At 52.0% G+C, this 18,415-nt stretch carries 17 protein-coding genes; 4 read left to right on the top strand and 13 right to left on the bottom strand.

The window, feature by feature from the left end:
- Positions 1-9: 9 nt before the first annotated feature.
- The 8 genes from ACEN2G_RS09235 to ACEN2G_RS09200 form a co-directional block, all read right to left on the bottom strand.
- A complete protein-coding gene (locus ACEN2G_RS09235) occupies positions 10-1,071 on the bottom strand; it encodes a c-type cytochrome (RefSeq protein WP_442021199.1) in 1,062 nt (353 codons plus the stop codon).
- A complete protein-coding gene (locus ACEN2G_RS09230; RefSeq protein WP_442021198.1) occupies positions 1,071-1,685 on the bottom strand; it encodes a c-type cytochrome in 615 nt (204 codons plus the stop codon). The genes ACEN2G_RS09235 and ACEN2G_RS09230 overlap by 1 nt, the downstream gene beginning before the upstream one ends.
- A 139-nt stretch (positions 1,686-1,824) precedes the next feature.
- On the bottom strand, positions 1,825-2,322 hold the full coding sequence (locus ACEN2G_RS09225) for a M48 metallopeptidase family protein (protein ID WP_442021197.1): 498 nt from the start codon (positions 2,320-2,322) through the stop codon (positions 1,825-1,827).
- Between the two features lie 277 nt (positions 2,323-2,599).
- Positions 2,600-4,000 (bottom strand): efflux transporter outer membrane subunit, encoded by a 1,401-nt coding sequence (locus ACEN2G_RS09220; protein WP_442021196.1) that lies wholly within the window; start codon positions 3,998-4,000, stop codon positions 2,600-2,602.
- A 39-nt stretch (positions 4,001-4,039) separates the two neighbouring features.
- Positions 4,040-5,968 carry a MacB family efflux pump subunit gene (locus ACEN2G_RS09215; RefSeq protein WP_442021195.1) on the bottom strand — a complete coding sequence of 643 codons (1,929 nt, stop codon included), beginning with the start codon at positions 5,966-5,968 and terminating at the stop codon, positions 4,040-4,042.
- A complete protein-coding gene (locus ACEN2G_RS09210) occupies positions 5,965-7,116 on the bottom strand; it encodes an efflux RND transporter periplasmic adaptor subunit (RefSeq protein WP_442021194.1) in 1,152 nt (383 codons plus the stop codon). Before ACEN2G_RS09210 ends, ACEN2G_RS09215 begins: the two co-directional genes overlap by 4 nt.
- A 329-nt stretch (positions 7,117-7,445) precedes the next feature.
- Positions 7,446-8,441 carry a putative metalloprotease CJM1_0395 family protein gene (locus ACEN2G_RS09205; RefSeq protein ID WP_442021193.1) on the bottom strand — a complete coding sequence of 332 codons (996 nt, stop codon included), beginning with the start codon at positions 8,439-8,441 and terminating at the stop codon, positions 7,446-7,448.
- A gap of 2 nt (positions 8,442-8,443) precedes the next feature.
- On the bottom strand, positions 8,444-8,731 hold the full coding sequence (locus ACEN2G_RS09200) for a flagellar biosynthesis protein FlgE (protein ID WP_442021192.1): 288 nt from the start codon (positions 8,729-8,731) through the stop codon (positions 8,444-8,446).
- A 214-nt stretch (positions 8,732-8,945) separates the two neighbouring features.
- Here ACEN2G_RS09200 and ACEN2G_RS09195 point away from each other — a divergent pair, with 214 nt between their 5' ends.
- From ACEN2G_RS09195 to ACEN2G_RS09185, 3 genes are read left to right on the top strand one after another with little or no spacing between them, the layout of a single operon-like run.
- On the top strand, positions 8,946-9,566 hold the full coding sequence (locus ACEN2G_RS09195) for a PepSY-associated TM helix domain-containing protein (RefSeq protein ID WP_442021191.1): 621 nt from the start codon (positions 8,946-8,948) through the stop codon (positions 9,564-9,566).
- Positions 9,567-9,583: 17 nt separating this feature from the next.
- Entirely contained in the window at positions 9,584-10,090 is a 507-nt protein-coding gene (locus tag ACEN2G_RS09190) for a DUF2271 domain-containing protein (protein WP_442021190.1), read from the top strand.
- Between the two features lie 53 nt (positions 10,091-10,143).
- A complete protein-coding gene (locus ACEN2G_RS09185; protein WP_442021189.1) occupies positions 10,144-10,953 on the top strand; it encodes a DUF4198 domain-containing protein in 810 nt (269 codons plus the stop codon).
- A gap of 114 nt (positions 10,954-11,067) precedes the next feature.
- Here the strand turns inward: ACEN2G_RS09185 and ACEN2G_RS09180 are convergent, their stop codons facing one another.
- The 4 genes from ACEN2G_RS09180 to ACEN2G_RS09165 all read right to left on the bottom strand — a co-directional run bounded on the left by ACEN2G_RS09180 (position 11,068) and on the right by ACEN2G_RS09165 (position 15,784).
- Positions 11,068-12,057 carry an NAD(P)/FAD-dependent oxidoreductase gene (locus ACEN2G_RS09180; protein ID WP_442021188.1) on the bottom strand — a complete coding sequence of 330 codons (990 nt, stop codon included), beginning with the start codon at positions 12,055-12,057 and terminating at the stop codon, positions 11,068-11,070.
- Position 12,058: 1 nt separating this feature from the next.
- Positions 12,059-12,433, bottom strand: coding sequence for a thiol-disulfide oxidoreductase DCC family protein (locus tag ACEN2G_RS09175; RefSeq protein WP_442021187.1), 375 nt, complete (start codon positions 12,431-12,433; stop codon positions 12,059-12,061).
- 533 nt (positions 12,434-12,966) lie between these two features.
- Positions 12,967-15,243 carry a nitric-oxide reductase large subunit gene (locus ACEN2G_RS09170; RefSeq protein WP_442021186.1) on the bottom strand — a complete coding sequence of 759 codons (2,277 nt, stop codon included), beginning with the start codon at positions 15,241-15,243 and terminating at the stop codon, positions 12,967-12,969.
- The gene (locus ACEN2G_RS09165) at positions 15,236-15,784 is read right to left on the bottom strand and encodes a hemerythrin domain-containing protein (RefSeq protein WP_442021185.1); all 549 of its coding nucleotides are present in this window, start codon (positions 15,782-15,784) and stop codon (positions 15,236-15,238) included. Before ACEN2G_RS09165 ends, ACEN2G_RS09170 begins: the two co-directional genes overlap by 8 nt.
- Before the next feature lie 161 nt (positions 15,785-15,945).
- Here ACEN2G_RS09165 and norR point away from each other — a divergent pair, with 161 nt between their 5' ends.
- Positions 15,946-17,532 carry a nitric oxide reductase transcriptional regulator NorR gene (gene norR / locus ACEN2G_RS09160; RefSeq protein WP_442021184.1) on the top strand — a complete coding sequence of 529 codons (1,587 nt, stop codon included), beginning with the start codon at positions 15,946-15,948 and terminating at the stop codon, positions 17,530-17,532.
- 118 nt (positions 17,533-17,650) lie between these two features.
- Here the strand turns inward: norR and ACEN2G_RS09155 are convergent, their stop codons facing one another.
- Entirely contained in the window at positions 17,651-18,406 is a 756-nt protein-coding gene (locus ACEN2G_RS09155; protein ID WP_442021183.1) for a MipA/OmpV family protein, read from the bottom strand.
- Positions 18,407-18,415: the final 9 nt, after the last annotated feature.

Here is an 18,415-nt window from a genome sequence, read left to right as displayed (position 1 = left end):
TTTTAGCCGTTATTTAGGCTTGTTCGGATGGTTAGGGAAGCTTTCGCTGCCCAAAATTTTGCCATCTACTTCGGTGCCGTAATAACTGGTTTTGCCGTGAAACTCTTTGCGCGTTTCGGCCACATTACCCTTATTACGTGGGTCTTGTGGGCGGTCACGGGTATCCAGATACATGGCCACGTCCCAAGCTTGCTGATCGGTAAGCTTATTTGGCTGACCCAGCGGCATATTGTGCTTAATAAAGGCGGCGGCTGTGTTCACACGCTGCATGCCCGCGCCCCAGTTATAGGTGTCTGGCCCCCACAGTGGTGGGAACACATAACGGTTATTCACTTGCTGGCCTTCGCCGTTTGCACCGTGGCACAGTGAGCATTCTTGCTCAAACACGACTTTGCCGCGGGCAATGTCGGGCGCGAGCGCAGTTGTAGGCGTTTCTGGATAGGCGCGACCCGGTAATGCCGGTTCTTTGCTGCCGCCCTTATCCAGATAGGCTTTCATGAACGGGAAATCTTCACGCAGGCCGCCTTTAAGTAAGTCCTCATCGCTGGGCACTTCCATGTCCTTAGGATCAAAGTCTTTGCCAGTCAGCGTGCCTTGGGCCAACCAATAGGCGTAGGCAGATAAGTCGATGAGTGCCTCTGAACCATAATCAGGCGGTGAACCGTTCATGGAGAACTGGAAGCAGCCTTGTAGCCGCTCCTCAAAGGAGTTGATGCGGTTATTTTTAGCGCGAAACACCGGATAGCTCATGTAAGCGGCCCACAGTGGTGCCGAGTTTTCTTTACGGCCGGCATCCGTGTGGCAGTTCACGCAATTTAGACCATTACCTACATATTGGGGTGATAAGGTCTGGGTATTGACGAAGTTTTTATATCCGCGTAATACTTTCTCGCCAAATTCACCTTGGGGTAATTTATCCCAACCCGGTGGGCGTGGATACTCGGTGGCCGTTTGGCTGGGCAGCTGATCTTGCACTGCCAGTTTATCGGTATCGGCGGGTGCGGCAAACACCGAGCTAGCACCGGCCAAGGCTAAACCGACCAAGAGTGATGAATACGTTAATTTCAGCATTATTTGGCCTCCACATTGGCAAAGTACTGGGCAACTGCGGTGATTTCTTCCGCCGTTAGCTTCTTAGCCATTACACCCATGATGCCGTTCGCATCACCACTGCGGGTACCGTTTTGCCAAGCGTGCAGCTGGCTTTCGATATAGTCCGCATGCTGACCCGCTAGGTGAGGAAATGCCTCACCCACGCCTACGCCTTCAGGGCCATGGCAAGACACACAACTGGGTAAGTCACGCTGCCAATCGCCTAAATACGCCAGCTTTTCGCCCACGTCTGTGATGGTGGCCGGTGACTTCTCACCACGAAACGCCGGGTTTTTGGGTAGTGCGAGTGGCAGGCTGGCAAACCATTCACTGACGGCCTTAACCCCGGCATCATCCAACATCATGGCCATGGGTTTCATAATGGCGTTTTGGCGCGCATCAGTTTGAAAGTGCTTAAGCTGAGTGGCCAAATAGGCCGCCGGCATGCCGGCAATCGAAGGTGCTAAGTTGGGCAGACCTAGGCCTGTGGCTTGATGGCAAGCGACACAAGCGCCTGCCTGAGGTGGCATATCAGCCTGAGCCGAAAATGCTGTGATTGCCAGGGCACTGGCGAAGAATACGAGTTTTTTCATAATTATTATCCTGACGTTATGCTTCCAAGCGTATTCTAGGAGGGTCGGGGTGCAGACGATATACGTACATACCACATAACCTTAGTAGAACATCATGAATACATACGCCTAGTTCACAAACTCGTCACAATTTTGTGGCTCAGGTAGTTGGCTGCTCACGCCAATGTAGCCACAAACGAGTATCTAGTTCTAACTGATGATAATCAGGCTCCATGTGGCAACATAATTGATAAAACGCCTTATCGTGCTCTTTTTCCTTAAAGTGCGCCAACTCGTGCACCACTATCATGCGTAAAAATGGCGCCGGTGCGCTTTTAAACAGCGCGGCTACCTTAATGCTGTTATGGGCTTTTAGCTTATTGCCTTGCACCCGCGACTGATAGGTGTGCAACCCCAAGGCGTGCTTAACGATTTGTAACTTACTGTCATAACTCACCTGAGATAGCGGCGAGGACTTGCGCATATATTGATTTTTTAGCTCGGTCACATATTGATACAAGGCCTTGTCGCTTTGTATTTGATGCAAGTCTGGATACTTTTTTTCTAGATAAGCGCCTAAGCGGCCTTGGCTTATCAGCAAGCCCGCTTGGGTTTGAATTTGCTCTGGATAGTGAGCGATATATTTTAAGGTAGTCACCGATTTTATCCTTAAGAGAGCTAGAAGTGTGAAGCTGAGAGCTGAAAGTGAAACCTAAAGAGTGAGATTAAACATTTTTTTGCCACGGAAACCACGGAAGAACACGGACAAGAGCAAGTTCAAAAACCACAAATGACTATTTATGTAATGGGAAAAGTCGTACTCACTAAAAATGCACTTTTCGTTCTTATCTCTATTTTTCTGTGGTTTCCGTGGATTCTGTGGCAAAAATAGCCCTAGGTTTGAGTGTTTGATCTTATCTCGTCCGCTTCACGCTTTACTCCTCACCCTTCACGCCATTTTTCCAGCCGCCACCCAGCGCCTTGATCAGGTCGATGGTGGCGCTAAATTGGCTTTGCTGTAAGTTAACCAGCAGTTCGTCGGCGCTAAACAAGGTGCGCTGGGCATCCAGTAATAATAATAACTCGTCGGCACCGGCCCGATAACGAATATCGGTGAGCTCTAAGGTGCGCTGGGCATCATCCACTATACGCTGTTGTTGCGCTATTTGTGCTTGGCTTAAAGCGAGATTGCCCAGCGCATCTTCGGTTTCTTTTAGGGCCTGTAGTATGGTTTTTTGATAATTAAGTACTAATTCTCGAAGGCGCGCTTCGCTGATTTTTACCTGACTGCGCAGGCGCCCGCCATCAAACAGGGTTTGGCTCAGGCTGGCACCGAGTCCCAAGGTCTGCATAGGATTGGCCAGTGACAATAAGGCTTGGCTGGCCAAACCGCCACTGCCGGTGAGTTGCACCGAGGGCAAGAGGGCGGCGCGGGCGGCACTCACATTGGCATCGGCGGCTTGCAGTTGCGCTTCGGCATTGGCTAAGTCTGGGCGGCGAGTGAGCAATTCACTGGGCAGGCCGGGTGCAAGGCGCGGCAGAGCAAGCTCGGCTAACGGTTGCGAGACCAACTGATAGCCTTGAGGCGCGCGACCCAGCAATATGGCCAGCGCCGATTCGGTTTGGCGGCGTTGTTCACGCAGTGGCAGCAAGTTAGCCTGCTGGCTGGTGACGGTTCCTCGTTGGCGATAAAAATCACTTAAGGTGGCGGCGCCATACTTATATTTAGCCTCGACGATGGCGAAGTTACGCTCGGCGGTGGCCAAGTTTTTTTCATTGATGCGAATTCGCTCATCCAGCGCAAGCAGCTGTACCCAAGCGTTGGCCACGCCTGTGGTCAGCATGAGTTGGGCGCTGGCCAAGTCATATTCGCTAATGGCCAAACCGGCCGCGGCCGCTTGGCGTTCGGCCTTTAGCTTGCCCCATAAATCCAGTTCATAGCTGATGCCCAGGTTGGCTCGGCTGCTTTCTTGCTGGCCATTTTCCAGCCAGCTTTTATCGCTGCCTGCGCCGAGGTTCAAGCTCGGAAACAAAGAGGCATTGGCGCCTTGCACTTGGGCTTCGGCCTGTGTGATGCGCTCGGCGGCAATCAACACATCTGGATTATCGCTAAGGGCTGTGGTGATCAAGTCAGTCAAGGCAGGAGAATTAAAATCCAGCCACCAAGCCTGATGCAGTGCTTGGCTTTGGTTAGATGTATGCGTGTTCCACTGGCTGGCCATCTTGTAGACGATTGCGGGCCGTTCGGCCGTGTTAGTGCTGGCACAGCCAGCCAACAGCAGGGCACAGAATAGCGGTGATAAAGCCCAAGATGAATGACGTGATAAATGAGACATAGTAACTCCGAAACTTATGCAGACGGCTTATTCAGAAGCTTATTCTGAAGAAAGCGCAACAACAGGGTCTAACTGCGCGGCTTTACGTGCCGGCAGCCAGCCAAAGACTAAACCGGTAGCAAAGGCGCAGCCAAAGGCGAGCAATACCGGTGCCAGTGAGAAATAAACGGGAATACCAAAGCCGCCTAAGATGGCGGTGGCTGCCAAGCCCAATGCCACGCCTATGGCGCCGCCTAAGGCCGACACCACTAAGGCTTCAATTAAGAATTGCTGCAAAATATGCCGGGTATGGGCGCCGGTCGCCATACGAATACCGATTTCTCGGGTTCGTTCGCTGACGCTGACCAGCATAATATTCATCACGCCAATGCCGCCCACGAATAACGAAATAGCGGCAATGGAGCCCAGTAGCCAAGTAAAGGTTTGGGTGGTGGCGGACACTGTATCTATGATGGAGGACATATTGCGGATTTGAAAATCTTCCCCGCCGTGGCGAGCAATCAGCAAGCGTTTGATCTCGGCTTCGGTGTCATTGATGTACGCGACGTTATCCACAGACACGGTAATGTTGCGTAAAAACTGCTGGCCAAACAAGCGTAAGCCGCCTGTGGTATAGGGCACAAACACCACATCGTCTTGGTCTTGCCCCCAAGGCGAAGCGCCTTTGGCGCTCATTACGCCAATTATCTGAAACAGGTTGGTATTCACGGTGACATATTTCCCCAAGGGGTCTTGGTTGGGAAACAGTGCCTCGGCCACGGATGTTCCGATCACGGCGACCGTGGCATAACTTTGCTCATCGGCGTGGGTAAAAAAGGTGCCCTCGGCTAGAGGCCAGAGGCGGGCGCGGGGAAAGTCCGCCGAGGTGGCGTTAATTTCTGGGCTGTGATCCAGATTGCCGAAGCGTAAGGTGGCGGTGCCGCCAATTTCTGGCACCACCGCATCGATATTGGGCAGCGCTTTGATGGCCTCCATATCGGCGGCCACTAAGGTCGAGGTGGTGCGGCGGCCAAATTGATTGGGTGCGCCGGGGCGCACCGACAATAAATTACTGCCCATGGCGCTGATGCTTTGCACTATTTCTTGCTGGGAGCCGTTACCTATGGCCAGCATAGTGATCACAGACGCCACGCCTATCACTATGCCGAGCAAGGTGAGGGCGGCGCGAAATAAATTACTGCTGAGCGCTCCGAGTGCGGTGCGCACGGCTTCAAATAATTCGGCGCTCAAAGAGCTGTGACCGCGGGTCTTAGCCGGTAGCGCCGGCACTGCGGCTTGAGCGCTGGGGCCGGGGTCCGCCACAATCAGGCCGTCACTGATCTCGATGCGCCTATCTGCAAGGGCGGCTACTTTGGGGTCGTGGGTAATCAAAATTACCGTATGGCCAGAGCGCGCCAAGTGGGTGAGTAATGCCATTACATCACTACCGCTTTGACTGTCGAGCGCGCCCGTGGGCTCATCCGCTAAGATGATTTCGCCGCCGTTCATCAGTGCGCGCGCAATCGACACCCGCTGCTGTTGCCCGCCGGAGAGTTGATTAGGTTTATGTGCTAAGCGTTCGGCCAAGCCTAAGGTGGTGAGTAATTGTTCTGCTTTGAGTTGGCGCTCGGCCCGCGATAAACCGGAATACACGGCCGGCACCGCCACGTTATCACGCGCACTGACGCCAGCTAACAAATGATAACTTTGAAACACGAAGCCGAAGGTATCGCGGCGCAGCTCGGCGAGTTGGTCACGACTGAGGCTGGCCACATCTCGACCCAGCAGTTGGTATTCACCGCTAGTGGGTTTATCCAAGCAGCCCAAAATATTCATTAAGGTCGACTTGCCAGAGCCGGAGCTGCCCATAATGGCCACAAATTCACCACGATTAATAATGACATCTATGCCTTTGAGCACTGTACTGGCCAGCTCACCGCTGCCATAGGTTTTGGTGATGCCCGTTAATTGGATTAATGGCGTGCTCATATGCGCATCCGGCCTGCGGGTCGGGCGGAGGCGTTGTTTTTGTTGCTGCTGGCGGCTTGAGTCTGCACTTGCTCACCTATGGCTAGCCCTTCGGTAATAGCGGCATGAATACGATTGCTGACGCCCACCTGCACCGTGCGTGTTTCAGGCAATCCCTTGGCATTCACCACAGTCACTTTGGCTTGAGTGCGATCGGCGGGATCGGTAAAGCTCAGCGCCGACATGGGCACTAATAACGCATCTTTGGCTTCTGTGAGCACGAAGAAGACTTGGGTGGTCATTTGTGACATTAAGGCACCATCGGGATTCTCGACATCGAACAAGGCATTGTAGAGCACCACATTATTTTCGATAACAGGGGTGGGCTCAATCTTGCGCAAGGTGCTGTACCAGCGTTTCTGAGAATCACCCAGGGTGGTGAAATAAACCTTCATGCCGGGCGTTAGCTTACTCACGTCTGCCTCTGAGACTTTAGCGGCCACCGTCATTAGTGCTAAATCGGCGATGCGCATCAGAACCGGCGACTGCTGGCTGGCGTTTAAGGTTTGGCCTTGGCGGGCATCTATTTGCACCACAGTGCCGGCCATGGGCGCCACCACCTTGGCGTAACTGAGGTTGGCTTCATCGGCGCGCAAGCTGGACTCGGTTTGGGCAATTTGTGCAGTGAGCGCTTCTACTTGCGCTTGTGCCGAGCGCAAGCTGGCCTCGGCACTTTGTACGCTTTCTTTGGCGGTGGCGTCGGCGGCCAGCAAGTTACGTTGGCGAGTATGTTGAATTTTTGCCAAGGTCAGCTGGGCTTCGCGGTCTTTAAGTTGCGCCTGTTGAGCGCGCAATTGGGCGCGGCTGGCGTCCACTTGTGCCACATACACGGTGGGGTCTATTTCGGCTAACAAGGTATCTTGCTCAACCTTATCGCCCACTTCTACGGCAATGACTTTTAGCTGGCCTGACACCTGCGCGCCCACATCCACGTAACCGCTGGGCTGCAAGGTGCCGGTGGCGGTGACTTGGTCTAATAAGTCACCTTTTGCAACGGTCACCGTCATGGGCGCGGTTTGAGATTTGCCTAACCAGTCGCTACCAAAATAGGCGTATAAGCCGAGCAACAAGAGTGTGAGCGTTAGGCACCAGATAAGTATTTTTTTCATTTAAGATCCTAAATCACATTAGGGAGCATGACTCAAACATGAGCCAGAGCCATAGCCGCGCACAGCAGAGTATTGTACCAGCCGTTATTCAAACAGCTAATTGTCACTCAAGTGTGTCAATGGGGAATAAATGGTGAAGTGTAAAGAGCAAAGGATAAAGAGGGCGGGATAGTATCAAGACCATAGAAAGGGCATGTATCTGTAGGGGAGCTGTTTTTCTCTTCACTCTTTACACGTCACTCTTTGCACTTCACCTATTACCATTTTATCGAGGCCAAAAAAAGAGCGCCGGTTTAAGGCGCTCATTTTATCAACAATGAATAAAAAGGTTAGGCTAGGCTCAGCAGTTGCTGTTGAGATTGTGCTTGGGCAGCCTTGCCGTAAACACCGGCTATCACCTGATTTCGGTGCTCCATTTGGCCATTGGCATCTTTGGCCGTTGGCGTATCGGTCGCAATAGCAGACTGTGATTTAGTCGCGGGCGTGGCTGATGGCGCATTATTGGCTTGTGCAGCCAGTGGCTGAACGGCTGCATTTGTCTCGCCTGCTTTAGGCTCATCGGCCTTAGTCTCATCATTAGCTTCATTGACCTTGGCCTCAGCCTCGGTGGCTTGCATCAGCTCGGCGGTGGCTTGGGCGATGTGCGAGTCGGCGGCGGCAGCGGCATTTTTATCGGCAGTAGAAGGCTGAGCGGGCGCAAGTGCGGCGGCCTTTACTTGGCGCATCTTGTCGATAGTGGCCGCAGGGTCGCCGGCGATAGGCGACAAGTCCACGGATACTGAGCCTTCAACGACATACTGTTTGCCATCGGGACCCGTGTCATATTCGTAACTCGGCGAACCCGTGTGTTGGCCGCCCACGCTGGCGTGCTGTTGTTCGTGCACTCGCACTTCTTGATCTCGCTGCTGTAATTGCAGCAATTCTTCTTGTTGTTCGATCGTTAACTCTTTGCCTGCCACATTTTTGGTGGGCGCGTCAGCGAGTGCCTTGTCGTCGGTACTCTTGTTCTCGGTACTCTTGTTCTCGGTACTCTTGTCATCCGTACTCTTGTCGTCCGTACTATCGGCAGCCGTATTCTTGGCATCGTCAGTGGCGACTTCATCCGTCTTGCTCGCCTCGGGGAGGCGTCCTTGGCGAGTATAAAGCTCAGGCTGTGAGTCTTGCTTGGCCCCACCAAATGCTTGGGATTGTGCGCCTTTGGCGTCGCTTGCCGGCTCGATTAAGGGCCGCGCTTGATTGTCTTGCTGAATTAGCTCGCCCGCTTGCGGCGGCATAAAGCTAATGCTGGCTTGTGCGGCGTGCAGTGCAGAGTTAGGTATTTGCATAATTACACCCGTATATCAATAAGCGTGCCGAGCATATCATCTGCGGTTTTAATGCTTTTCGCATTGGCACCTGCGTGCAGCTCGGCTTCTTTGAGTTGAATAAGGCTGTCGGTGACGGTTTTTTTACTGGCATCGACAAACTGATCCGGATTGACCGAAGCGGGTGTCGAAGACTCATTACTTAGGGTATTAATATTGGCGCGGCTGATATTAAGAGAAGCGTCGGTCACGCTGTCAGCGGCGCGCTGATAACCTTGAATACCGTTCGAAAATGGCGATTGAATATTCATAAACACCTCTTAATAAAGCCGAAAATCTTGGCTAATTATTCATCATAACGGACACGATTGGAAGCCATGATGCCGAACATCTCCGACCATAAACGGCGCGAGTCAAAAAGAAATAGGGCTCAATCCTAATAAATACGATTGACAATGATTATCAGTTGCATGAATATCTTGTCCTTTTTGAGTACCTTTCTGTTCACGGAGAACACGCGTTTTGATGTCGACCAAGTCGTTAGCGGTTAGCTCAACGCCGCGTTGGGTGCGGCCTCTACATACTTACAGCGCTATGTTGATGCTTATCATAATGCTGTTTTTTACCCTGACCGGATTGACGCTGAATAATCGTCAGTGGCTGCCAAAAGCCGCGCCAGAAACTAGCCGCGAGCTGCCGTTGCCGGCCTTTTTAGGCCAAAGCCAGTTGTGGCAGCAAGACCCTTTGTTGGCGTCGAGTCAGGTATGGCTGTGGTTGCAAAAAGAGCAGCGGCAAGTAAGCGGTGAGGTGGACTTTGATTGGGTAGCGGACGAACAGTTATTGTCGATTGATGTGCAGCGGCCCGGCGGTTACAGCTTGATTGAAGTGAGCCTGATTGAGCAAACCGTGTTTATCTCAGAGCAAGCCTACGGCACGTTGGCCATCTTGAATGACTTGCACATGGGGCGGCATGCCAGCTTGGCGTGGCGCTGGTTTATCGATATTGCCGCCGGTGTCATCTTGCTGTTTACGCTAACCGGTTTGTGGCTGGTACTGCCGATGCGTCGGCGTCGTGGTCGCCTGTTGTGGTGCTCAGGGCTTGGCGGCGTACTCATGGTCGGGCTGTATTTTTGGATGCGCTACTAAGTAAAAGAGAGATACGGATGAATAAACCATGGTTGAGTGTATTAATGCTGACCGCTATGTGGACTCAGGTGCAGGCAGCTCCGGTATCGTCGCCTATGTTGGCATCTAAGGTCGACATTGAACTGACCTTACCTAAAGGCAATCAGCATCGCCCTTATGTAGCTGTGTGGGTGGCCAATGCAGAGCAAGTACCGCTAAAGACGCTGGCGGTGTGGCAGAAGGAGTCTGACTGGCTGAAAGACCTGCGCCTGTGGTGGCGCAAGGTAGGCCGTTATGACCAAGGCGAGTTAGACGGCGTCACGGCGGCTACCCGCAGGCCTGGCCAATATCGCTTGAGCTGGGATGGCACCGACAGCCAAGGTAAGCCAGTGGCGGCTGGTGATTATCAAATTAATATCGAAGCGGCGCGCGAGCATGGCAGCCGCAGCTTAGTGCAGCAAAGCATCACGCTGGGCGGCAAAGACCAAACCTTTACTATTAAACCCAGCGCCGAGCTGGGTGAGGTCATTATTACGCTTAAATAAAGCCGCTACTCAAGAACGCGGGCTACGCACCAACAACAAATAGGATCATTATCATGAATAAACGGACTTCATTACTGGCGGCTTTGGCTTTAGTCGCCGGCACGGCGAGTGCCCATCCGGTATGGATGCTGCCTAGTGAATTTAATCTATCGAGCGAAGCCGCAAGCTGGGTAACGGTAGATGCCAGCGCTTCTAACGAGGTGTTTAATGTCGATAAACCCATCGGGCTGGATGGGGTGACGATTTATAATCCGGCTAATGAGCCGAGCCGGATTGGCGCGTATTTTAAAGGCCATAGGCGCAGCGTGTTCGATATGGAATTAAATACGGTGGGCACCTATAAAGTCGAGTTACAAAATCCGACTCGCTATGTAACTCAGTATGTTACTGATGAACAAAGCACGCCACAGCGGTCGTTTGCCAATAAAATCGACGCCGCCAGCCAGCTGCCCAAGGCGGCGCGGGAAGTGAATACCTTAGCCATGCAGACCATAAGTGGTTTTTATGTGACGCAAAAAACACCAAGCAAACAGGTGTTAATGAACACAGGCAAAGGTTTTGAGCTGCAGGCACTGACGCATCCCAGCGATGTGGTGGTTGGTGAAGAAGCGCGCTTTAAGTTTACCTATGACGGTGAACCGCTGAAGGATCTAAAGGTAGAGGTAGTCGCGAATGGCACGGCTTATCGCGATGCTCGCCAACAGCTAGATCTAGTGACAGATAAAGAGGGTGTAGTGCACTTCACGCCTGAATTGGCTGGCCCCCATTTGCTGAGCACCAATATGCGGCGCAAGATAGACAGTCCATTAGCGGATCAGGCGGTGGTGAATTACCTACTTAGCTTTGAGGCACAAGCCCAATAAAAAATACCTGTGCCACTACAACCAAAGGAGCGATACGGCATGAGCGGTTCGCTCCTTTAAACGTTTTAACCCTTCCTCATCGAGCTCTATACCCATAGCGCTCTGCAACCGCCGCTACGCTAGCTCTTCAATTAACGCCTTAGCCAGTTGCTGGGCGCTGGTAAAGGCCGCTTCTACACGACCACCTAAACACCAATCACCACAAGCGGCTAATTTAGCGGGGGCATTTAATACAAATTCTCTATCGGGATCGGCCACTTCGGCACTTAAGGCATAACGCCAGCGGTGCAGTTGGGCACTGGTAATGGCGGCGGCCTTAACTCCGGTCAGTGCGCAAAAATTCTCGACTAACTGCTGCTTTACCGCATCTTGATCATCTTCTAAATGCTCGGTTGCCCACTCATAACTGGTGTGCGCCACCACAGTGCCCGCCTTGATGTTGCGGCCCGGTAGGCGATGGTTAAAGCTAATCCAATTTAATGGCGCGTTATTCACCTTGGCCGCATCAAAATGGGGCAAATCGGTATCATCTACGGTCAACAGCAAGCTGTAACACGGCAGCATTTGATAGCGGGCCAAGGTGTCGCCTAAGATGCGAGCGGGCAGTAATTCTTGGGTTTGTGGTAATGGTGCCGAGCTCACCACCCAATCAAATTCACCCAATAGCTGGGCGTTATCATCCAATAGCTGCCAGCCACCATTGTGCGCCACCACTTGCTCAACGCGGGTGCTTAACTGGATATTAAAATCTTGGCCCAAGGTTTTTAGCAGGCTATTCATGCCGGGTGCGGCTACATAATGAGGCTCAAACCAAGGGCGCTTAAAGGGCGCTTGGTCTGGACTTAAGGTGGTAATGTTTGGCTGCCATTCCACGACTGTGCCGCTGCTAATAAGAGGCGCAAGCATGGCTTTAAAGGCTTGGCTGCGCGCGGTAAAAAACTGCGCACCGTGATCCCACTGATGAGTGTCGTTGCGTCGAGTCGACATGCGACCGCCTAAGCCGCGCGCTTTTTCATACAAGGTAATGTGGGCAACAGCGCTTAATTCACGCGCCAGCGTTAACCCGGCTAAACCGGCTCCGATAATAGCAATACTGGGTTTCATGTTATTCCTTTTTATCTGCCAGTAGGCAGGCTTGTACGTGAGGTTGACGTTTATACCAAACCAAAAACAGCCGATAACCAAATGCTAATAACCCGCGAAACGGCGCAAAGCGGGCTAACCATGCCAAGCCGCGTAACTTAGGTACGGTTTGCCATAACAACAAAAAAGCATCAACGCCTGTGTGCAGCTGGTTGTGTTCATCTAATAGATGTAGCTTTTGCAGACACTGAGCCTGAGTTAATCCCGCCGCTAACAGCAAGGGTTCGTGTAGCCAAATATCTAACCAGAGTACTGAATCGGCATCCGCGTGGCGGCGATAAAAGGCAATCTCTCGATCACATAAGCCACAGCGACCATCATAAAATACGGTGAGCATGTGTGCCTCTCTAGGTATTAGCTGTGCTAATGGTGATAATTTTGGTACTAAAAACGAATAGCACAGACCAGTTTTGACCTTGGCAATACGCAATATCTTTCGTTAATCCAATTTTTATTTAATAACTTTAAGTATAAACGGATGGCATAAGTAGTTCGGCGTAACATACGTGGTTTTATGTTGCTGCTCAGTAGGAAAGAAAAAACTAAGTAATAACTCATAACTTCTGTGGATTTTTCTGGTTAGTTTGCTCTTTAAAAACGAAAGACTTTTTTGCCACGGAATCCACGGAAAAATAGTGATCAGATCTGAAAGTAGCTCTTATCCATCAAAGGCTTTTGTGCTCTTGTCGCAAGTGAACTGCGTCCGTGAGTTCCGTGTTCTTCCGTGGCGAAGAGGTGTTGAGTCTTTAAAGCAAGCTGCGACAAAATCCACATTAGTTTCGAGGCATTACTTAAGCAACAAACAGCCAATAAAAAAGACCGCCGCAGCGGTCTTTTATTAACTAACTGTTATTAATTTAATATCGAGTTTTATTTAGCAGCGAATTCGCTAACACTTTGCGCAACTTGCTTACCGCGTGGCCAAAGGCCAATTACCACCTGCCAAGTCACGGCCAAGGCACCGACGATAAAGACGATATCGCCGAAGGTACGTACCCAACGCAGGGTTTGCAGCAAGCCTTGCTGCATAAAGCTTTCGCTACGGGCATACCACAAGCCTTCGCTGGCGCTGGCCACAAACTGGATGAAACCGACCGGCAACAAGCTGGTGAACAGCATCAGTATTAAGCCTGCGTTTAACCACCAGAAGCCAGTTTTCATCAGCGTCTCGTTAAACACCATGTTGGGGCGAATATAGCGCAGCACCAAGAGCGTGAAGCCCAATGCCAAGAAGCCATATACCCCAAACAGGGCGGCATGCGCGTGGGCAGCCGTGGTGTTTAAACCTTGGATATAATAAAGCGCTATGGGTGGGTTTATCATAAAGCCCATTACGCCGGCACCTAACATGTTCCAGAAGGCCACGGCCACGAAGAACATTAACGGCCACTTCACTTTTTCCATCCAAGGCGCGCTCTTTCTTAAGCTCCAGTTTTCCCAAGCTTCGTAACCCATCACCACCAAGGGCACGACTTCTAAAGCACTAAAGGTGGCACCCACCGCCATCACTGGTGTGGTGGTACCGGAGAAGTACATATGGTGGAAAGTACCGGGCACGCCACCAATCAAGAACAAAGAGGCAGACGCAAGACTGGCAACGGTCGCCATCCGCTTAGAGATCAAGCCCATGTTGTAGAAGATAAAGGCCAAGGCGACGGCGGCGAACACTTCAAAGAAGCCTTCTACCCAGAGGTGCACTATCCACCAGCGCCAGTATTCCATGACAGAAATATGGGTACGCTCGCCGTAGAAGAAACCGGCACCGTAAAACAGACCGATAGCGATAACCGAGGCGGTTAACAAGATCAGCATGTGCTTTTCGCCGGGTTGGCGCAGTGCGGGCACCATGCCGCGCAACATCAAGACTAACCACAATACTAAGCCGATAAACTTACCAATCTGCCAAGCGCGACCTAAGTCTACGTATTCGTAGCCTTGGTGACCCAGCCAGAAGTTCAGATTAGGCGGCATGATTTGCGCTATGGCCAAGTAGTTACCGGCAAAGCTGCCGACCACGACCGCAATCAGTGCCCAGAACAAGATATCTACACCCAGTTTCTGGAACTTAGGGTCTTTGCCGCCATTAATAAGGGGCGCCAAAAACAGGCCTGCCGCCAAGAAGCCGGTGGCAATCCAGAACAAGGCGCTTTGTAAGTGCCAAGTACGTAACAGGCTATAAGGGAACCACTTAGACAGCTCTATGCCGTAAAAATGCTGACCTTCTACCGTGTAGTGCGCAGTAGCGCCACCCATCATGATCTGAAAGGTAAACAGCGCCACGACCAAGAACAGGTATTTGCCCAAGGATTTTTGCGACGGCGTCAGCTTAAAGGTGGTTAAGGGATCTTGCATCGGTGCCGCAGGCGATTTCTCATCTTCGTTACGTAAGAAAGACCAGGCCCAAATAAAACCGCCTACACCGGCCACTAGTAACACGATACTGATTAACGACCACACGATATTTTCGGCGGTGGGTTTATTGTCAATCAAAGGCTCAGGTGGCCAGTTATTGGTGTAAGTGGCGGCACCTAGCGTGCGCTCGGTGCCCGCAGTCCACGCGGTCCAGAAGAAGAAATGGGTCATATCGGTGCGACGTTCGGCACTCGGCAAGGTATTTTCTTTCATGGCAAAGCTAACACGCGAGCTCTGATATTCAGGATCATCACCAAACAAGCTGTGGTAATAGGCAGCTGTTTCGGCCATGGCTTGGGCGCGGCGATCTGAGACCACTAATACGTCTGTGTCGATGTTGTAGGTATTGGTGCGGTACTCTTTTTTCAGACGGCTGTTCAACACAGCTTGTTGGTCGTCGTTTAAGTCCGCAAAGTGCTGGCCGTATTCCTCGACACTGGCGATGTCTAACCAAGCAACCAATTCACGGTGTAGCCAGTCGGCAGTCCAGTCTGGCGCTTGATAGGCACCATGACCGTAAATAGAGCCCAACTGCATGCCACCCACAGATTGCCAGGCGGTTTGACCATCTAAAATGCCATCTTTGGTGGTGATCAGGGTGCCACTTTCACTGACCACTTGGGCAGGAATAGGCGGCGCGGTACGATAGACTTCTCGGCCAAAATAGCCAAGTACGGCAAAGCTAACAGTTAGAACGATGATTAATATCGTCCAGAGACGGCGATAGTTAGCCATGATTCACCTCCGGTGATGATGGATTATTATTAAGAAAGTCGTGCTCAAACAAGATGTTATTCTCAAGGTAAATGTGTTGATTAAGGTCGTCGATAAAGGTCTCTAACCCCTGATAAAGTGCCTGCCAGCTGCCACAAGCGCCGTTGGGCGGCGTCAGGTCATGAGTCAGTGATTGCAATTGCGACACCCCAACGCTGTGACCGTCGTGCTCGCGGCGCATCACGGCCATTGGGCCCCCTAAAGATGCGCCACCGGCAGATGCGCCTAAGCCGCGCTTCAGTAACGGAAATAAAATTTGCTCTTCCTTTTGCATATGGCTCTCTAATTCTTGGTACAGCACATCAAGATGCTCGGTCAAGCCATGAGGGCACAAGGGGTGGTCGGCGTGTACGCGTTCAATGAGCCGAGCTAACCGGCTTAATTCGGTGAGCTGCGCTCGGTGCACAGCATGATATCGCACCAAGATATGGTCGATGAGCGGGCCTGCAGCGTCCCAATCTGTTCCGTCTGCGTGCCATGTATTTTGCGCTGCTGGCTGCATCTTCCTTTCCTCTTGGTAAAATATCGTGTACCTGCCTACTTAGATAGCAAGTCTTGTGCCATATTTTAAGTTGTTGATATTGTTTGTTTTAATAAAGTGATGGTAAATATAACCCTGTTCCATTAAGGTCTTTTAAACCCTGTTAAGGTAAAAAATACCCTGTGCTATATGAGATCTTACTGGCGGACTTAACCGCAGACTTACCCAGCGCGGTGCGACTACAAAGTTTAGTGCGCACCTTGCGTGAGTTTTTTGGTGCGGGTGCCGTGTGTTTACTGCGCTTAGAAGAAGATGCACTCAGCCCTGTGGCTCTCGACGGCTTAGTACAAGAGGCCATAGGTCGGCGTTTTGTGGTGGCCAAACATCCCAGATTGGCGGCTATTTTGGCCAAGCGTGGCACGGTTTCCTTTGCGCCAGATTCCACACTTGCGGATCCTTATGACGGTCTGTTAGAGCACAAGGCTGGGCAAGCCTTGCATGTGCACGACTGCATGGGCATCAGCCTGTATGTAGAGGGCGTCTTGTGGGGGGCGCTTACCTTAGATGCACCGCGGGCCGGCACCTTTGATGGCGACGCTAAAGACTACTTACAGCGCTTGGCGCTGGCGGTAGCGGCGGCGATTCGCATGACGCGCCTCGAGCAAGAAGTTCGCAGTTTAAGATTGGTACGCCAAGATGCACCCGAGCAAGAAAGCGATCAACGGCAAAGCCTTATTTTGGGTCAAAGTAGCGGCCTTAAAGGCTTGCTGCGCGAGCTAGCAGTGGTGGCGGATTCCGAATTACCCGTGCTGCTCACCGGAGAAACTGGCGTGGGTAAAGACTTGTTTGCTCATCGACTGCATCAGTTATCTCGTCGTCGCCACCAGCCGTTAGTGCAGGTGAATTGCGCCGCCTTGCCGGAGTCGTTGGCCGAGAGTGAATTATTTGGTCATGTAAAAGGAGCCTTCTCGGGGGCGCATCACGCGCGAGCGGGGCGCTTTGAAGCGGCGGATGGCGGCACCTTGTTTTTGGATGAAGTGGGCGAGCTGCCGCTGAGTATTCAGGCTAAGTTATTGCGCACCCTGCAAAATGGTGAAATTCAGCGCCTCGGTGAAGATACGCCGCGCAAGGTGGATGTGCGGGTGATTGCCGCCACTAACCGCCACTTACCCGATAGCGTACGCGAAGGGCATTTTAGGGCGGACTTGTATCATCGCCTTTCTGTGTATCCGGTGCCGATACCGCCGCTGCGCGCGCGTGGCCGCGATGTGTTGGTATTAGCGGGGCATTTTTTAGAGCTGAATCGTACTCGCTTAGGGGTGCGCAGTTTGCGCTTGTCGCAGGCATCGGAGCAGGCCTTATGCCAGTACAGTTGGCCGGGTAATGTGCGGGAATTGGAGCATGTGATCAGCCGGGCGGCGATCAAGGCCATCAGTCAAGGCGCGGTGCGCGAAGATATTATTACCTTGGAACCCGAGTTATTAGACTTGGCGCTGGGCTCAATTAACGTCTGCGCCTTGGAGGGTAATGGGGGAGGAGAGGCAAACCTGTCTGCTTACGATGTCAATACGGTTAGCCATAGCGAATCTGTCATTGATAAAAGCGGCCCGGCTATTAGTCTGCAACTGGCCACCGCGCAAGCACAACGGCAAGCCGTCGAGCTGGCCTTAGCGCACAGCAAGGGCAACTGGGCGCAAGCCGCCCGCATGCTGGAAGTGGACTCGAGTAATCTGCATAAGTTGGCTAAGCGCTTAGGCTTGAAAGACTGAGTACAGAAGACGGTGAACCGTAAACAAAAAAATCGGCCGCAACCTTATGGGTGCGGCCGATTCTTTATTTAAGCGACGCCTTGCCTTATTTGTTCGAGCTTAACACTGGTCGCCGAGCTTAAAACTGATAGCTGAGTACCACACCGGTTAAGGTTTGGCTGGCCGAACCCACTTGGCGCACGATTGAGCTGTCTTTGGCGTCGCCCGTTAACTGGGTAATACCGGCGATACCGGTCAGTGACCAGTCGGTGGCAAATTGATAAGTGACGCTGCCGGCTAACCCCAAACGCCAATAACCAGAGCTCGCATCATACTGCTCGATACCACTGCGAGCTGCATCTCGGGCCGATACACTAAACATGTCCTGAGTCCATTCTGAGCTGCTGTATACCAAGCTTGGGCTTACGCCCACAGACCACTTGGGTGCAATTTGGTCGCGCCAATCAGCCCGTAAGGTCAGCTTGTAACCGTCTACATCACCGGTAAAAGGTGTTTCTGCTTTTAGGCTATAGGCCCATTGATTAGGGCGGTAGGTGAGCTTAGCGCCGGCGGTTAAGCCGTCATCGACTCTATCAAAGCTGCTTAAATCACCGGTATTTTTTCGGCCGATGTGATAACCAATAAAGGGCGATAATGTCCAGTTTTGGGTGCGGACCGCATTAATGCCTAAACCGTCGCGCCAGTTTAAATAAGCCAGATCGCCGTATTTAATATTAAAGTCCGGGGTGAGGCGGCTCTTATAATCATCACTGCCTAAATAATCTGGTGCGAGTGTTGCGCCAACGCCGATACTGCCATTCCAAGGCGATGCTGCCAGCGCCGGAGCGGCGAGCAGAGGCGTCAAAATTAAGGTGTAAACGAGTGAGCGAGACATAAACGATAT

The organism is Oceanisphaera sp. W20_SRM_FM3 (assembly GCF_052119705.1).
Classification (GTDB): Bacteria; Pseudomonadota; Gammaproteobacteria; order Enterobacterales; family Aeromonadaceae; genus Oceanimonas.
Note: the sequence above shows the minus strand (reverse complement) of the source record. Positions and strands in the feature narration are given on the sequence as shown.